Here is a 16,140-nt window from a genome sequence, read left to right as displayed (position 1 = left end):
TCACCATGAAAATCCTCGTCGCGGTGAAACGCGTCATCGATTACAACGTCAAGATCCGGGTCAAACCGGACCACTCCGATGTTGACCTCAGCAACGTCAAGATGGCCTTGAATCCCTTCTGTGAAATTGCGGTGGAAGAGGCCGTTCGTCTCAAGGAAGCGGGAGTCGCCAGTGAGGTCGTGGTGGCAAGCATTGGCCCCCAGGCGGTCCAGGAGCAGTTACGTACCGCACTGGCGCTGGGAGCCGACAGAGCCATCCACGTTGATGCCCCGGCGGCGCTTGATGCGTTAGTCATCGCCAAGCTGCTGCAGGCGGTGGTCGCAGCGGAAAAACCTGGTCTGGTGCTGCTGGGCAAGCAAGCGATCGACTCGGACAACAATCAGACCGGGCAGATGCTGGCTGCGCTGATGGGCGTACCCCAGGGCACCTTTGCCTCCCAGCTGAGCGTTGAGGGTGATGCGCTGCGGGTCACCCGCGAGATCGATGGTGGGCTTGAGACACTGGAGCTGACGCTGCCGGCGGTCATCACTGCGGATCTGCGCCTGAATGAGCCACGCTACGCCAAGCTTCCGGACATCATGAAGGCCAAGAAGAAGCCGCTGGATCGCTGGACGCCGGAGGAGCTGGAGGTCGTCGTGACGGCTCACCAGCGGCTGCTCAAGGTAGAGCCCCCCGCCGAGCGACAGGGAGGCATCAAGGTGAGCTCGGTCAGCGAGCTCGTGGAGCGACTCAGAAACGACGCCAAGGTGATCTCATGAAGCTACTCGTACTGGCCGAACATCATCAGGGACAACTCGCTGCGGCCACTGCCAAGGTGGTGGCTGCCGCCAGGCAGATCGCGGACTGCCAGCAGGACGCCAACGTCGAGATCGACGTTCTGGTCGCAGGCCTTCAGGTCACTGAAGTGGCGCAAGGCGCTGCCGGCATCGAGGGCGTGAGTCGGGTCCTGTTGGCAGATTCATCCGTCCTTGACCATCAACTCGCCGAGCCTATGGGCGAGCTACTTGTCACCCTTGCCGACGGCTACACCCACGTACTGGCAGCGGCCTCGACCACGGGCAAGAACGTGTTGCCGCGTTTGGCGGCGCTCAAGGACGTGGCACAGCTTTCAGAGATCGTGGCGGTGATAGACGAGGACACGTTCAAGCGGCCGATCTATGCAGGCAATGCCATTGCCACTGTCCAGAGCCTGGACCCCATCAAGGTCATTACCGTCAGGGTCACCGCCTTTGAGGCAGCGGCCAATCGCGACCAGACCGCTCCAGTATCGGTGCTGCCTGTCACGGTTCATAACGAGCACTCGCTCTTCGTCAGTGAGTCCCAGGCCGCCAGTGACCGGCCGGAGCTGGGCTCCGCCAGGGTCGTCATTTCCGGCGGTCGTGGAATGGGAAGTGGCGACAACTTCGCTCTGCTCGACGGTATCGCCGATGCCCTTGGCGGGGCCATTGGTGCCTCGCGGGCCGCGGTCGATGCCGGCTATGTGGCCAACGACCTGCAGGTGGGGCAGACCGGCAAGATCGTCGCGCCCGAGCTCTATATCGCCGTCGGCATCAGTGGGGCGATCCAGCATCTGGCGGGAATGAAGGATTCCAAGGTCATCGTGGCCATCAACAAGGACGAGGAGGCGCCGATCTTCCAGGTGGCCGACTACGGCCTGGTAGCCGATCTGTTCCAGGCCTTGCCGGAGTTGGAGAGCGCTTTGCAACACCGCTAGACAGTCTGCGCAGACGACGCAGGCACCAAGCGACGGGCCGGAGCATGGTCGTCCGGCCCTGTCACGGGCGCACACCGTGACACCTTTTGATTGCCAGCCTCCACTGGAGACACAACATGAATAATCCCAAGGTGGCATCCACATCATCTAGCGCTGGACTGATCTCGCTGGCAGGCAGCTTGATCGGTCTGGGCATCTTCTTTCTACCGCTTCCTGACGGTGACGGACAGATGACCATCCCCCTGGTCATCATGATCAACCTGCTGAAGCAGACCCTGGGGGGAGCGCTGAATTTCATCACGCTTGGACTGATCGTACTGCTGTGTGTGACATGGCTGATGTCACGTATTTCCGGGCATGAAGGACTCCGGCGTTATCATCGTCAGGACGGCACCATGACCGGCATCACCTTCCTGCTGGCGGCGGTGTTCGCTGGGCTGCTGGCGTTTGGGGTCGGCCCACAGTGGCTTCTGCACGAGGACGTCGGCGGGCTTGCCTTGTACCTTGGCGGCAGCGTCTTCCTGACTGTGACCATCGCCGGCTTCTTTGTCATCTTCCTGACTGAGTTCGGTTTTCTGGAGTTCGTCGGCACGCTGATGGAACCCTTGATGCGCCCCCTCTATCGCTTGCCTGGAAAGTCTGCGGTGGATGCGGTGGCGTCTTTCGTGGCGGCACCCGCGGTGGGCATCTTCATCACCAACAAGCTGTACATGGAAGGCCACTATACCGAGCGTGAATCTGCGGCCATTGCCACCAACTTCAGCATCTGCAGCCTGGGCTTCTTTGCCTTGCTGGCCTCCATTGGTGGCATCATGGCGTATCTGCCCCACATGATCCTGGTGTCCTTTGTCATCAACTTCACCGTGGCGGCGTTGATGGTCAGGATTCCGCCGCTGTCGCGCAAGCGCGATGTCTACTTCGCGGGTAACCCGCAGACGGCTGAAGATCTTCAGAGCACCAGTGACACCCCTATTATCGCTCGTGCCTGTGCCGCGGCAGCCGAGCGCGCCGCACAGACCCGTCTGGATGTGTTCTACAAGGGGGTTTGGGAAGCCATTACCTTCGCCCAGAAAATCGTCGCCTACATTCTGGCCATCGCCACACTGGCGCTGCTGCTGGCCACCTATACGCCTGTCTTCGACATGCTTGGCAGCGTGGTCGAGCCGCTGATTTCAGCGCTGCAACTGCCTGATGCCAGCGCCATTGCGCCTACCGTGCTGGTGGCGATCGCCGAGATTGCTCTGCCGGCCATCATCATCTCTGGTGCAGAGGTCGACCCCATGGCGGTGTTCTTTGTCTGCACGCTGTCGACGGTGCAGATCATCTTCTTCACCGAAAGTGCCAATGCCATGCTCGAGTCCAAGATTCCGCTGACCGTGCTGGATCTGGTCGTCGTGTTTCTGTTGCGTACCCTGGTGGCCTTGCCGATGGTGGCGCTGGCCACTCACCTGTTGTTCTAAGCCTGGTCTTCGAGGTCCGGCGTCTCGCTGGACCTTGGTCACTCCTCATAGGCTGTGCCCATTGGCATCACGGGTGATCACCGTGGTGCCTTTTTTCCGTTGCGCCTGCCTGGCACAACACGCCAGCGCCCCGCTCGACAAGAGCGGGGCGCTGGTTGATGCACGTCGTTGTCAGGTTCAAGCCAACACTTGCGTTACGTAGGGGCAAGAACCTTGGCGAGATGGCTTACTGAGCCGTGATGACGGCCATCACCAGGTTGCCATCTACCTTGACCGGGCCATCTTCGCTGGCGCCAAGGGTGTACTCGAAGACGCCGGTCTGGTTGCCGCCATCTTCGCCGTGGAGCATCAGCATCAGCATGTCACCATTGGACACTTCCTCGGTCAGGATCGCGGCAATGTCAGTGTTCTCGCCAGCCTTGAGCGGAGCGTAGCCGACTACCGGACCCGGCTTGTGGCTGTCATCGGTGCGGTGAACGACCATCCAGCCGTTGTTTTCGGCAACGATGCGTTCTGCCGTCACGGTGCCCTCGGCAACGGACTGGTCGTCTGCCCACACGCCAAGATCATGGGATCCTTCCATGTCCGCATGATGGTCGGCATGGGCGCCAGCGGTGAGGAAAACTGCTGAGCTGACGAGGATGCTTGCTGTCAGTTGTTTGAACATCATTCTCTCCTGGTGCAGTTGACTGGCTTTGGCTCTCGGGCCCGTGGTGTGGCGCCGAGTCACTGTCAGGTACGTAGCCTCTGGGCACAAAGTTTCAGCGGCGAGGTTTTTTTTGATCGCTGTGCCTTTGATCGTTGCGCCTTTGATAAAAAAGGCCGCCGGGAGGGCGGCCAAGCAGGGAAGTGGTGAGGCGAACAGGTGGCAGGCATGCAACGCTCACCCTCGCGGAAGACGCCCTCGCGCCGCTATGATCGGCGTGGGGCACTGCAGCGGGGGCACGCTGGTATGCCGTTAGCTGCTCGCTCGCCAGCAACAGATACGTGTCATGAAAGGCAAAGGTTTCATGAACGACAAAGGTTTCAGTCAGAAACGGGGAAAACCGCGCACTGTTGAAGTTCGCTTAAGGCGCTGCTGTCCCGGCGACTGACGTTGGGAGAACGCTGAAGGAGGCACTTCGCAGGCACCCCTTGGCAATAGATCAGAAGAATCCACGGGTCCTGAGCTGGTGCTGACAAAGCCGACGCGGCAGATGAGGAAGGGGGCCTCTCTGCCGCCATGGCTAGAGACGCTGGTTGCCGGGGGCCTGGGTGGGATACAGATACCCGTGAATGGCGGGGCCCGTGGGCTGGCCGGTGGGTGAGCCTCCCGAGGGCTCTACACTGATACCAAAGGTGGCCCGTTTCAGCAGCTCGGGCGAGTACTGCTGCAGAGCGCTCTGGTCGATGCTCAGGTCGTCGTCCAGGACCCCCACCGACTGTGGCGTCGGCCCCAGGGAGGCTTCCTTGATCCATAGCTGGTAAGAGCGGTCTTCCATCGGCTTGGCGGTAACGGGCATGACGTGCAGGCGGCGCTGTTCAAGGTTGACGCTCAACATGAAGGCGGGTTGCTGGTCGTCCTGCTGGAACACCGCGACAAACTGGGACTGGTCGGGAGATGACGTCGGTGCACCCACCAGCAAGGCTGCCAGTATCAACGCTGCGGCAGAAGAGACCCCTGCCATCCCTCGCCAGAGGGTTAAACGACGGCGCAGCCGGGTAACCCGATCATCGCTATGCTGCAACGCGGCCCGAGCTTCGACAGCGTCGATACGTCGCTCGATACGCGCCAGCAGGTGAGGGCCAGGAGCAATGGACTTGACCTCATCACCGAGGGGCGCGAGCCGTGCCTCCCAGGCCTGGATCAGCTGCTCAAGCTCGCCATCTTGCTGGCGTTGCCGGTGGACCTGCTGGCGCTCGGAATCGTCGAGTGTGCCGAGTACAAACTCGGCGGCAAGGAGGTCCTTGTCAGTAAGATCGCTCATGTCGACAAGCATCCTTTCAATTGCTTGAGAGCGCGATGCAACCAGGTCTTGACGGTGTTGACGGGCTGCCCGAAATGGGTGGCCAGGTCGGCCCTCGACCAGCCGTCCAGATAGGCCAGCCGGACCATATGGCTGCGTGTCTCCTCCAGTTCCTCCAGGCACTGCGACAGGCGGTCGGAGGACTCGTCCTGGTCTCGCTGCTCGAAGGCCGAGGCCTGGGTAGCTGCGGCGTGCTCCAGATGACTGTCGTCCTCACTCTGGTGGCGGGGTGCTCTGCGCAGGTCATCGATGGCCGCATTGCGGGCGATGGTCGCCATCCAGCCGATGACGGAGCCGCGCTGTTGATCGAAGCGATCTGCCTTTTGCCAAATGGTCACGTAAACGTCCTGAATGACATCGTCTGCCCACGTTGTGTCCTTGAGAATACGCAGCACGGTGCCGAAAAGTTTCGCCGAGGTTGCCTGGTACAGTTCGGCAAATGCCTCTCGGTCGCCCTTTTCCACTCGAGCCAACAGCATCACCAGCCTGTCTTGAGGAGACTGCGCATCACTCGGCGCGGACGTGTCAGATTCCAGGCGTTGGACATGCGTCATTCATGGGATCTCTGTGACGGGGGCGTGTTGGGCAGCGTGACGCGGCCGGCCGGTTCGGGTCAAGTGGCACAGGGCGGGGCGATTCAGGCCGGTAGCTGGTCTGGCGGGATGCCGTGACCGCGTAGCGGCTGATCGACCAGCACCTGCGTGGCACGTTCCTCCAGAAGGCGCCTTAATTCGGCTGCAGGGACGGGCTTGCTGAACAGGTATCCCTGGTACTCATGCCCTTGAAGCTTGCTGATAAACGCCAGCTGCTCCGAGTTCTCGATCCCCTCGGCGATGATATGCAGCCCAAGGCTTCGGGCCAGTGAGATGACGGCCCGGACGATCGCCGCGTCCTGGCTGTTGTTGGCGACGTCTTCCATGAAGCTGCGATCGATCTTCAGGCGGTCGACGGGCAGGTTCTTCAACTGGGTAAGGTTCGAGTATCCGGTACCGAAATCGTCAATGGACATCAGTACCCCGAGCTCCCGCAGGGTGCCCAGGACTTCCATGGCGCGATCCGGGTTCTGCACCAGGCAGGTCTCGGTCAACTCGAGTTCCAGCAGGTTGGGCGGAAGGCCGGTATCGGTGAGCACGGTCTTGATGGTGTCGACGAAACCTCGGTGGTTCAGCTGAATTGCCGAGATATTGACGGCTACCGGCAGGGCTTGGCCGGTTTCCTCCATCCACTGACAGGAGAAGCGACAGGCCGTGCGCAGGACCCATTCACCCAGTGGCAGTATCAGCCCGCAGTCTTCCGCCAGAGGAATCGCTTCATCGGGGGCAATCTGGCCAAGTTCCTCATCGTGCCAGCGCAAGAGGGCTTCTACTCCCGCCACCTGGCCGCTGTGCACATTGATCTTGGGTTGGTAGGCCAGGGTCAGACCGTCGTTGTCGAGGGCATGGCGTAGGCGCTGTTCGAGGATGCTGCGGCGGTCCGCCGCGTGAGTCATGTCGGGTGCAAAGAACTGGTAGGTGTTGCGGCCGTTCTGCTTGGCGCTGTACATGGCGGCGTCAGCATGCACCATCAAGTCGTGGCGGGACCTGCCGTTTTCCGGATGCAGGCTGATCCCCAGGCTGGTGGAAACCTTCACCATGCTCTTGTGAATCTGGAAGGGCTTGTCCAGCGCGCTGAGAATTCGGCGCGCCATGGCCTCTGCATCGCCATGTGTGATGTTGGGGCCCGCTACGATCATGAACTCGTCGCCACCGACCCGGGCGACCAGGTCGCCATCGCGCACCGCTGATTTCAACCGGGCGGCGGCGCCCTTGATCAGTTCGTCACCAGCATGGTGTCCCAGCGAATCGTTGACCTGCTTGAAGCGATCCAGATCGACGAAAAACACCGCGAAGCTCGCAGACTCGGTGGCAATCATCGCGTCCAGGTGCTCTTCGAGCTTGAGCCGGTTGGGAAGCTGCGTCAGCGCGTCCTGGTGGACCAGATCCTTCAACTCTTGATTGGCGCGTTGCAGCGAGTCGGCCAGCAGCGCATTGCGCGACGACAGGTGGGCGTCGTAGATGGAGATGAGCAGCGCCGTCACCATGATGAAGATCGAGGCCAATGCCACAAGGAAGGCGAGCTGACCGTTACCCAGGCCGCCGGCATCGACGGCCATGGGCACGCGCTGATAGCTGGTAGCAGCCATGCCGGTGTAGTGCATGCCAGCGATGCCGACGGCCATGATCAGCGCAGCAAGACCCCGCTGCCATAGCGGAGATCGTATGCCTTCACGATTCAGTCGAAAGGCCAGGGTGAGGGCGAGGGCTGAGGCGACAACGGCAACGGCGACCGAGGCCAGAAACAGATCGATGCGATAGCGCAGCTCGGTGATCGACAGCATGGCTTCCATGCCGATGTAGTGCATCAGGCACACGCCAGTGCCCATGATGATGGCACCGGATGTCAGCCTGGGCCAGGTGAGCCGACCTCCCTGCACGGTCGCCAGGGCCAGTGCCGAGGCGAGCAAGGCGGCCAGCAGTGAGACAAGGGTCAGCGGGATGTTGTAGGCGGAGTGGGAAGCCGTATCCATGGCCAGCATGCCGACAAAGTGCATCGACCAGATGCCGGTGCCCATAGCAAAGGCGCCCCCGGCCAGCCAAAGCTGCCGAGCCAGTCCGCGACTGGACTTGACCCGGCCTGCCAGGTCCAGCGCGGTCAATGAGGCAATGGCGGCGATAGCGAGACTCAGCACGACGAGCGCGGGATGATAGGACGCAACGGTATGGTCCATGCAGGAGAGATCCTCAAGGAGTGATAGCGGTGTTGGCCGTAAAGGCACCTACCATACCTTTAGAAGAAACTCCGCGCTGGTTTAACTTAACGTTACGTCATATGTTTCTTATTTTTCTTAGGTATGTCAGTGGTATAGCGGCAATGCTCTAACTGTCTTTCGTACACGTCGAATGCCCTGGCGACCGACGTATCGGGGCGCAAGCATCAGTGAGCGATGTTAGGGTAGGCCTGATCCAAGGCCTGCCGGATCGTCCGGGAGGCCATCGACAGGAGGTCCCGTGAACACTCGCAGTGAGGGCATCGTGATTGTTGGTGGTGGAGCCGGCGGCCTGGAACTGGCCATTCGTTTGGCCAAGGCCGGGCACAAGGACGTGTTGCTGATGGATCGCGCTGCGACCCATGTGTGGAAGCCTCGTCTGCACGAGCTGGCGGCGGGTTTCACCCGGGCAAGCGTTGATGAGCTGGATTACGCAGGTTTGGCGCAGCAGTGGGGATTTCGTTTCGAGCAGGGCGAATTGGTTGACGTAGACGCTGGCCACAAGCGTCTTACCCTGGCGCCATGGAAGGACGACAACGGGCGTGTACTGGTCGCCGAGCGACAGCTGTCGTTTGACGCACTGGTGCTGGCACTGGGGGGCGTGACCCCGGACATGGGGGTCGACGGCGTTCTCGACAATGCCTTCCTGCTCGATAGCGAGCGAGACGCAGAACGACTGTATCGCCATTTCTCGGCCGGTCTGCTGGCGCGCCGCTCCCAAGGGTGCAGCGATCCCTATCATGTCGCCATCGTGGGAACAGGGGCGACCGGCGTCGAACTGGCTGGCCTGCTGGCTACCGAGGCCAGGGCATCCAGCATGGCGCCCAAGGAGATCCAGCCCGAGGTCAAGGTCACCTTGCTGGAGGCAACCGACACCTTTATGCCTGGCATGGACGACGAAGTACGGCACGTCGTGCAGGCTCGTCTGCAGGAGGCCGGGGTCGACATTCATACCGCGCAGCAGGTCAACGCGGTCAGCGCCCAGCGTGTCACCACCGAGGGTGGTCAGTCCTTCCCCGCCGACATGACCATCTGGGCGGCCGGACGGGTTGGCCCATCGCTGGCGAGTCGAATGAAGGGGCTTGCGGTCAATGACAAGCGCCAGTGGATCGTTAGGCCGAGCCTCCAGGCCATGGACAATGACGCGGTGTTTGCACTTGGGGATTGCTCCTGGATCGAGGAAAGCCCGGCGCCTCCTACCGCTCAGGCCGCCAGCGAGCAGGCCGAACACCTGGCCCGAGAACTGCCGCGTTTTCTGGCAGGAGATGACCCGGCCCCCTTCCGCTACGAGGACAAGGGGACCCTGCTGTCCTTGGGCGAGGCGGGCAGCGTGGGTACCCTGCGCGGCGTCTTTGCTGATGACATCACGCTGCGCGGGCGCCTGGCCCGAGCCGCGTATCAGGGCCTGCAGCGACAGCATCAGTTCCTCTTGCTGGGCCCCTGGAAGGGTGCTGCCGAAGCGGTGAGCGATGCCTTCGGTCGCTCAGTGGGCCCCCGTCTCAAGGTCCACTGAGCCCGCGCCGGCTCAGGCCGGATCAATCGTCAGCAGCAGGCGTCGACCGCCCGACGCCATGGCGGGGCTGCGATGGACCAGGCCCCGCCCTTCATTGCCGGCCCAGCCATCTCCCTTCAACAGCGCCAGGTCCCCTGGTGCCAGCGCCCGAATCGCGCTGGGCTCGCGCAGCACGTCGGGCTTGTCCGGGGTCGGAGCGCCCAGTCCCTGACGATTGACGGCAAACTCCGGAAGCCATTCGCTGCCTGCGCCGACATAGGTCGTGACCAGGCGCACCGGCAGCTTGTCACAATGGAAGCGCGGGCACATCGCGGCATTCATCAGGCGCAGTCTGACCCCCAGGCTGTCAGTGTCGAACAGCATTCCCATGGCCTCCGTCAGCAGCAGGACGTCGTCGATCAGTGCTGTCGCTTGCTCAGCCGCAGGCAAGCTGCGCAGCAGGGCCTGCTTCATGTCCGTATTGGCGGGACCCAGCCACTGAAAGCTCCACAGTCGCTCGCTGTGGCATTGGGCCTGAGCGCTGCTTGCCAGAACGGCAGGCAGGGCCCGTTGGAGCACGGAGATGGTGACAGTGTCTTCATAGATTCGAGGCAACACGCTGGCCTCGGTACCCATCGCCCAGTGTGGCACGTTGCTGTGAGCCTGCAGGGGCGCGGCGGCGGCCTGGGAAGAGTCGACCAGCGCGCTGCTTGAGCCAAGAGGGAGGGAGGGCGCGACGGGGCGCGGCTGAGAAAGCGACATGAAGGAAGGCTCCTGGGAGATTTTTATATGTTATATCGTAACAATATGCCCGATGAAAGCCCCCCTTACCTCCATGCATTGGCGCAGCCGACAGGACCTCGTCTCTGATATAAGCACCAAGCGGTGACGTGGTCCCTGAGTGAGGAACCCTGAGCGAGTATTGGGGGAGAGACGACGGTATCAGGTGGCTCTGATCAGCCCTTCAAAAGGGGCGATGGTCCTGCTGTCCGGGAAGACGGTGGTATCCAGTGCGGCACGCTGCAGCCCCAGATGATCTCGCAGCACTCCCTTCAGCACGCTGCGAATATCCTGAGCGGCGACAAGGTCTCTATTGTCGCGAAGGCGAGCGAGACCCGGCCAGTCGCCGTGGACCTTGCCCCCTCGGATGGCGCCGCCAGCCAGCAGCACGCAGCTGGCGGTGCCGTGGTCGGTGCCACCGCTGCCGTTGACGCGAACGGTGCGACCGAACTCGGTCATTACCACCACGGCCGTATGCCGCCAGCTAGCGCCGAGCTGCCGATGCAGCGCTGACAGGCCGTGATCCAGGTCGGCAAGTTTGCGCGCCAGTACGGCGTTCTGGCGCGCATGCGTATCCCAGCCCTGGTCATCGATCAGCGCCACACTGGCTCCCTCGGCAGGTGCCAGAAAGCGTCCCGCCGCCGGCATGATGTCCTCCAGGCGGGTACCGCCCACCACGTCATCTGACACGATGCGCTGCATCTCCAAGGCTCTAGCGAAGGCCGGACCCAGCCGCTCGTCGTGTCGATAGAGCGCGCTCATTCTGGCGGCCAGCACGCGGGTAGCGTCCGAGGTGGGGGAGGGGACCCAACTGGTGATGGGGGCGGGCCCTCGAATCATCAAAGGGCGGTCATCCGTGAGGCTGATGCCTTGGGTGTGAGCCTGTTCGCCAATGGCTCGATTGAGCCAGCCGGTGCGACGGCCAACCGGATGGTCGGTGCCGTTCTCCAGGCAGTCCTGGGCACTGAAGTGTGAGCGTCCCCGATAGGCCTGGCCGCAGGCGTGTATGGCGGCCATGTCACCCGCCAGGAAGCGTTGCTGACAGAATGACAGCGCCGGATGCAGCGCAAAGGTGTCATTCAGCATAGGGGCTGTCGGGTGCAGTGCCGCCGCAAGGTCTCCGCGCAGGCTGGCGTATGCCGGATCACCGGGGCAAGGAAGTGCTGTCAGACCATCGAGGGCACCACGCAGCAATACCACCACCAGACGAGGACGCGCCTGGTGTGTCTCGGCCCTGGCGAGGGGCGGCCATAGCCACATGCTGCACCCCAGCGCCAGGCGTCCGAGAAAGTCACGTCGATTCAGCATGGCAGCCTCCGTAGCCAATCCCCAGGGTTCAGGATCGAGAGTGTCGGGAATGATAAGGTCGAAAATGAGACGGTCGAAAAGGAGGATGTCGGGCGACTAGCGCCACTGGAATTCCGGGCTTGCCAGCACCATGGCTCGGCCGATCCCAGGGGGCTGCTGGCTGATCGCGACGGCGGTCTCCTCGCGTAACCTGGGTCCCAGGCAGTGCTCCGCCAGAGCCAGCGGTTCCTCCGTACTGTCGCGTCCATGGCGGCGTGCCAGTGCAACACGTCGATACAGCGCATCCGCGCCGATCCAGTCACGGCTGTCGTCACTCCACCCGGCGGGAGAGCCAGGCCAGAAGGGGCGCTGGCCGAGTAGACGCAGCTCCTGTTCCCACTGATTTCCCGTCGAAGGTGGGGTCTTGTCCAAGGCGCGATAAAGGGCCACCAGGAACTCCTCAGGTCGGCGAAACTTGGGTGCCCCGGGCTGCCAGGCAAGAGGATGACGGAAGAGGGTACGGTAGAGTTCGGCAAGGTCGCCGTCTTGATCGCGAAAGCTCCTGGCCAAGGCGCTGACCAGCTCTGCCGGAGGATGGTCTGCCACGAAATGGCCGGCAAGCTTGCGCGCGATGAAGGTAGCTGTCGATTCATGCTGTGCCAGCAGGCGCAGCATGGCTTGACCCTGACCGGCGCCATCTGCAGAGAATCGCTGTCCCAGCAGGGTCCGTGGACCTGACTCATGGGCCGCTTCGTGAAAGACACTGCCATGGGAGCCCAGATCAGGTGGGTTCGTGGCCGGCGGCATCTCCAGCGGGGTGCGCCAGCCGGTAAGCGCCTGGGCCAGGGCGACGACATCTGCTTGGTCGTATGGCCCGTCGACGCCCAGGGTGTGAAGCTCGAGGATTTCCCGGGCCAGGTTTTCATTGAGCCCCAGAGATCGGGGGGAGGCCCGTCGGCGAGCGGCGCGAGCAACGGCCGAGGAAGGGCCGACAGAGTCTGCGTTTTCCAGGTACAGCAGCATGGTCGGGTGCTGTTCCACTGCCAGCAGCAGGTCGCTGAAGCGGGAGGTAATGTTGGGGCGGATGGCCTCGCGCTCGTAGGCGCCGGGCAGCATCACGACCTTGCCGCGATCGGCGGAAACACAGAAGTGATTGCTCCAGAACATCACCCAGCGTTCCAGAACCGGGGCACCCGTCAGGCACTGCTGTCGTGCCCGAGCTTGTCGTTCCGCCTGCAGATCGCGACCAAAGCGCTGGGACAGGCGCGGTAGCGAGGTCCCGCCAGCTGCCGTCTGCCGGGCCATGCGTCGCCGTGCCTCGGCATGGTCGCGCTGAAACTGGGCGAAGCGCTCCAGATAGTCGAGCGTGGAGGGCAGTGGCGTTCCTCCGGGGCCTAGCAGGGCCTCTTGGGGCGCATCCAGCTGGGCCAGCACCCAGCCTTGGGGATCGTGAGCAATCTGCTCGATCTCTCCTGGCCGGGGACCCAGGCCGAACCGGCTGGCGGCGATTTCCGCCAATACCAGAGCATCAGACACCACAGCGACTCCTGAAGACGAAGGCCATGCTGGCTTTGGCCGGGGAGGAGACGCCAGGTTCCCTTATTCCTTGAGTGGCGGCTGATTCGGCAAGGTATCGAGGTTTTCGCGTGCGACGGGGTGGAGAGAAGGGCGAGAGAAGAGCGAGAGAGCCAGCGAGAAACGTTGATGAACGCTTCACTGATAGTCGCTTGCTACGGGGTATGCAGGGCCAGGCTCAGCAGCACCCGTTGGCCTTTCTCGATCCGCGACACGCTGTGCTGGTAAAGGTCAGGCCGGAACAGGATGACCCGGTCGAACAGGTTGAAGATCACTCGCTCCGTCTCGAACACGCCTCCTGCCTTGGGCGCCTTGAGAATCATGTTCAGCTTGAAGTACCGGCCGCCGCCCATGGGGTCATTATGACGATAGACGCTATGACCCTCCGGGTAGGTGACCAGATTGGCGGTCAGTCGCCCCCAGTCCAGCAGGGTGCGGTTGATGACGCGTGCCATGGTGATACTCCTCATTGGCTGTCCAGCCGGTATTTAGGAGGCTATTCAAACGCATCTTGAGCAATCACTCAAATTCTTTTTGCAGCTGCCATGACCTCAGTTGACGGCAGGGTGGAGGCACAGAGCCGCAAAGCCGAGCAGCGCTACGCGGCATGCGGCCGAGCGTTACCATGGAATCGTGCTGACGCAGCAGTATTGGCACATGCGCCTCATGACGAGGCGCGTGCTTTCAGGCCTTGGATGACTGCGCCCAAAGATTGATGCCGCCATCCACCGCGTAGCGGTCGATCTCTGCGAGCTCTGCGTCGCTGAATTCTGGGTTATCCAGTGCTCTGACGCAGTCGACGACCTGTTCCGACCGGCTGGCGCCAATCAGTGCGGTGGTAACGCGGCCCTGGCGCAGGACCCAGGCAATCGCCATTTGGGCCAAGGTCTGGCCCCGTTGCGCGGCGATATCGTTGAGCGCCCTTACCCGCCTCAGGTTGTCGTCCGACAGGTGGTCCTCGCGGATGGCGCCTCCCTTGGCCAGACGGCTGTCCTGGGGCACACCATCGAGATACTTGCTGGTCAACAGTCCCTGGGCGAGGGGCGAGAAGACGATTGAGCCGATGCCTTCCTCGTCGAGAACGTCGAGCAAGCCGTCATCTTCGATCCAGCGATTGATCATCGAGTAGCTGGGCTGATGAATGAGGCATGGCGTGCCCATGTCGCGCAGCAGTCTGGCGGCCTCGCGGGTGCGTTCTGGGCTGTAGGACGAAATGCCGGCATAGAGCGCCTTGCCCGAGCGCACGGCGTGGTCGAGCGCTCCCATGGTCTCTTCCAGCGGCGTCTCTGGGTCGAAGCGATGGGAATAAAAGATGTCGACGTAGTCGATGCCCATTCGCGCAAGGCTCTGATCGAGGCTCGACAGCAGGTACTTGCGGCTACCCCATTCACCGTAGGGCCCAGGCCACATGTGGTAGCCCGCCTTGGTGGATATCACCAGCTCATCGCGATGGCCGGCAAAGTCCGAGTGCAGAATACGCCCAAACATCTGTTCGGCGCTGCCGGGGGGCGGACCATAGTTGTTGGCCAGGTCGAAGTGGGTGATGCCGTGATCGAACGCCGTGCGGCAAATGTCGCGTGCATTGCGCTCGTCGGCGTTGTGACCGAAGTTGTGCCACAGGCCGAGCGACAGGGCAGGAAGTTTCAGACCACTTCGACCACAGCGCCGGTAGCGCATGCGTTCATAGCGGTCTGCTGCAGGATGGTAGGTCATGCTGATTTCCTCCGTGACAAGGGCGGACATGAGGGGCCGAGGGGATAGTGCCAGGACCTGGAGCATGCCCAGGGTTCCAGGGTGATGACGCCTGCCGGGAAGCTACACTCTGGCTGCCCGCACCCTGGCCGACCTCACTCTGGCTGCCCACACTCTAGCTAGGGCTAGCGTTCGCTAGAAGTCAGTAGCGAGAAAACATTGTTCGTTCAGGTGAACAGTAAGGCCTGTCACCGGTCATTCAGCAAGGGTAGAGTTTTACTGCAAGCACGGCGTCATTCGTGGTGCGGACCGTCCTTTATTGGTAGGAATCTGATGATGGCAAGTCCTGATCACAAGACATTGGAGCGGATGGCACTGTTCGCCGATGTCGCCCGCACGCTGAGTTTTACCCGTGCTGCCGAACAATCCGGCGTGTCGAAAAGCTATTTGTCCGAGCAGGTCCGGCGTCTGGAGCGTGACCTCAACGTCAGTCTCTTGATTCGTTCGACCAGGAGCGTGCGGCTCACTGAAGATGGTGAGCGCGTGCTGCGGCGCATGGACCAGGTGCAGGATAGCCTGATAGAGCTGGGAAGAGAGCTCGAGCACGCTGGCGGGCGCCTGTCAGGAGAGCTGCGTATTACGGCGCCGGTGCTGTTTGCCGAGCACTACCTGATGGACATCTGTAACGACTTTCAGCGCACCCATCCCGAACTACGCCTGCACCTGGACGTCAGCTATCGCAACCATGACCTGACACGAGAGCGCTTTGATCTGGCATTTCGCTCGACCCTGGTTCCACCGGAGCGCATGATCGCGCGTCCGCTGATGCGCTACCGCGCGGTTTGCTGCGCGGCACCTTCCTATCTGGCGCGCCATGGTCAGCCCCAATCCACGGCGGAATTGCGCGAGCATCGTTGCCTAACCTTCACCCAGCAACAGCTGTGGTCGTTCGATTCGGAGGACGTCACCCTGGAGGGATGCTTGAGCATCAATGATCATCGACTGCTGCGTCAGCAGGCGTTGGCAGGTCGGGGCATCGTGCGAGTGGCAGACTATCTGGTGGCCGACGATCTGGCCAGGGGGGAGCTGGTGGAGGTGTTGCCGACGTATGCTGAGCGCACGCGTACCATTCAGATGATCTACCCGCCCAGACTTCGCCAGTCGGCCAAGCTGCGTGCCTTTATCGAGGCCCTGAGTGAGCGTCTAGAGAGCAAGCCAGCGCCGCGCTCTCGCGACACTGGCGGGGATGGAGAGATAGAGGGGGAGAGATAGGGGGGAGAGATAGGGTGGGAGAGATGGCTAGGTCGGCCAGGGCGTGGGCCCCGGCC

Annotated in this window: 14 protein-coding genes; 5 read left to right on the top strand and 9 right to left on the bottom strand. The window is 62.2% G+C overall.

The window, feature by feature from the left end:
* Window positions 1-5: 5 nt before the first annotated feature.
* The 3 genes from KUV45_RS04400 (at window position 6) to KUV45_RS04390 (ending at window position 3,174) form a co-directional block, all read left to right on the top strand.
* Complete coding sequence (locus KUV45_RS04400; RefSeq protein WP_222164302.1) at window positions 6-758, top strand: electron transfer flavoprotein subunit beta/FixA family protein; 753 nt, start codon at window positions 6-8, stop codon at window positions 756-758.
* Window positions 755-1,714 (top strand): electron transfer flavoprotein subunit alpha/FixB family protein, encoded by a 960-nt coding sequence (locus tag KUV45_RS04395; protein ID WP_222164301.1) that lies wholly within the window; start codon window positions 755-757, stop codon window positions 1,712-1,714. Before KUV45_RS04400 ends, KUV45_RS04395 begins: the two co-directional genes overlap by 4 nt.
* Window positions 1,715-1,830: 116 nt before the next feature.
* Entirely contained in the window at window positions 1,831-3,174 is a 1,344-nt protein-coding gene (locus tag KUV45_RS04390) for a YjiH family protein (RefSeq protein ID WP_222164300.1), read from the top strand.
* Window positions 3,175-3,400: 226 nt separating this feature from the next.
* On the opposite strand, the gene KUV45_RS04385 is transcribed toward KUV45_RS04390, so the two are convergent.
* The 4 genes from KUV45_RS04385 to KUV45_RS04370 form a co-directional block, all read right to left on the bottom strand.
* On the bottom strand, window positions 3,401-3,841 hold the full coding sequence (locus tag KUV45_RS04385) for a hypothetical protein (RefSeq protein WP_222164299.1): 441 nt from the start codon (window positions 3,839-3,841) through the stop codon (window positions 3,401-3,403).
* 559 nt (window positions 3,842-4,400) lie between these two features.
* Window positions 4,401-5,141, bottom strand: coding sequence for an anti-sigma factor domain-containing protein (locus KUV45_RS04380; RefSeq protein WP_206944787.1), 741 nt, complete (start codon window positions 5,139-5,141; stop codon window positions 4,401-4,403).
* The gene (locus tag KUV45_RS04375; RefSeq protein ID WP_222164298.1) at window positions 5,138-5,734 is read right to left on the bottom strand and encodes a sigma-70 family RNA polymerase sigma factor; all 597 of its coding nucleotides are present in this window, start codon (window positions 5,732-5,734) and stop codon (window positions 5,138-5,140) included. The genes KUV45_RS04380 and KUV45_RS04375 overlap by 4 nt, the downstream gene beginning before the upstream one ends.
* 83 nt (window positions 5,735-5,817) lie before the next feature.
* A complete protein-coding gene (locus KUV45_RS04370) occupies window positions 5,818-7,947 on the bottom strand; it encodes a bifunctional diguanylate cyclase/phosphodiesterase (protein WP_222164297.1) in 2,130 nt (709 codons plus the stop codon).
* A 280-nt stretch (window positions 7,948-8,227) separates the two neighbouring features.
* On the opposite strand from KUV45_RS04370, the gene KUV45_RS04365 reads away from it, so the two are divergent.
* Entirely contained in the window at window positions 8,228-9,499 is a 1,272-nt protein-coding gene (locus tag KUV45_RS04365) for an NAD(P)/FAD-dependent oxidoreductase (protein WP_222164296.1), read from the top strand.
* A gap of 12 nt (window positions 9,500-9,511) precedes the next feature.
* On the opposite strand, the gene KUV45_RS04360 is transcribed toward KUV45_RS04365, so the two are convergent.
* The 5 genes from KUV45_RS04360 to mgrA form a co-directional block, all read right to left on the bottom strand.
* Entirely contained in the window at window positions 9,512-10,240 is a 729-nt protein-coding gene (locus KUV45_RS04360; protein ID WP_222164295.1) for a DUF1826 domain-containing protein, read from the bottom strand.
* 180 nt (window positions 10,241-10,420) lie between these two features.
* Window positions 10,421-11,566, bottom strand: a complete 1,146-nt coding sequence (locus tag KUV45_RS04355) for a DUF1501 domain-containing protein (RefSeq protein WP_222164294.1) — start codon at window positions 11,564-11,566, stop codon at window positions 10,421-10,423.
* A 96-nt stretch (window positions 11,567-11,662) separates the two neighbouring features.
* Complete coding sequence (locus tag KUV45_RS04350) at window positions 11,663-13,081, bottom strand: DUF1800 family protein (protein WP_222164293.1); 1,419 nt, start codon at window positions 13,079-13,081, stop codon at window positions 11,663-11,665.
* A gap of 194 nt (window positions 13,082-13,275) precedes the next feature.
* A complete protein-coding gene (locus tag KUV45_RS04345) occupies window positions 13,276-13,575 on the bottom strand; it encodes a hypothetical protein (protein ID WP_222164292.1) in 300 nt (99 codons plus the stop codon).
* A gap of 229 nt (window positions 13,576-13,804) precedes the next feature.
* Window positions 13,805-14,833: an L-glyceraldehyde 3-phosphate reductase gene (gene mgrA, locus KUV45_RS04340; protein WP_222164291.1), complete on the bottom strand. Its 1,029-nt coding sequence runs from the start codon at window positions 14,831-14,833 to the stop codon at window positions 13,805-13,807.
* A 312-nt stretch (window positions 14,834-15,145) separates the two neighbouring features.
* Here mgrA and KUV45_RS04335 point away from each other — a divergent pair, with 312 nt between their 5' ends.
* Complete coding sequence (locus tag KUV45_RS04335; RefSeq protein WP_222164290.1) at window positions 15,146-16,084, top strand: LysR family transcriptional regulator; 939 nt, start codon at window positions 15,146-15,148, stop codon at window positions 16,082-16,084.
* Window positions 16,085-16,140: the final 56 nt, after the last annotated feature.

The organism is Halomonas sp. DP3Y7-2 (assembly GCF_019800795.1).
In the GTDB taxonomy this organism is placed as follows: domain Bacteria; phylum Pseudomonadota; class Gammaproteobacteria; order Pseudomonadales; family Halomonadaceae; genus Halomonas; species Halomonas litopenaei_A.
Note: the sequence above shows the minus strand (reverse complement) of the source record. Positions and strands in the feature narration are given on the sequence as shown.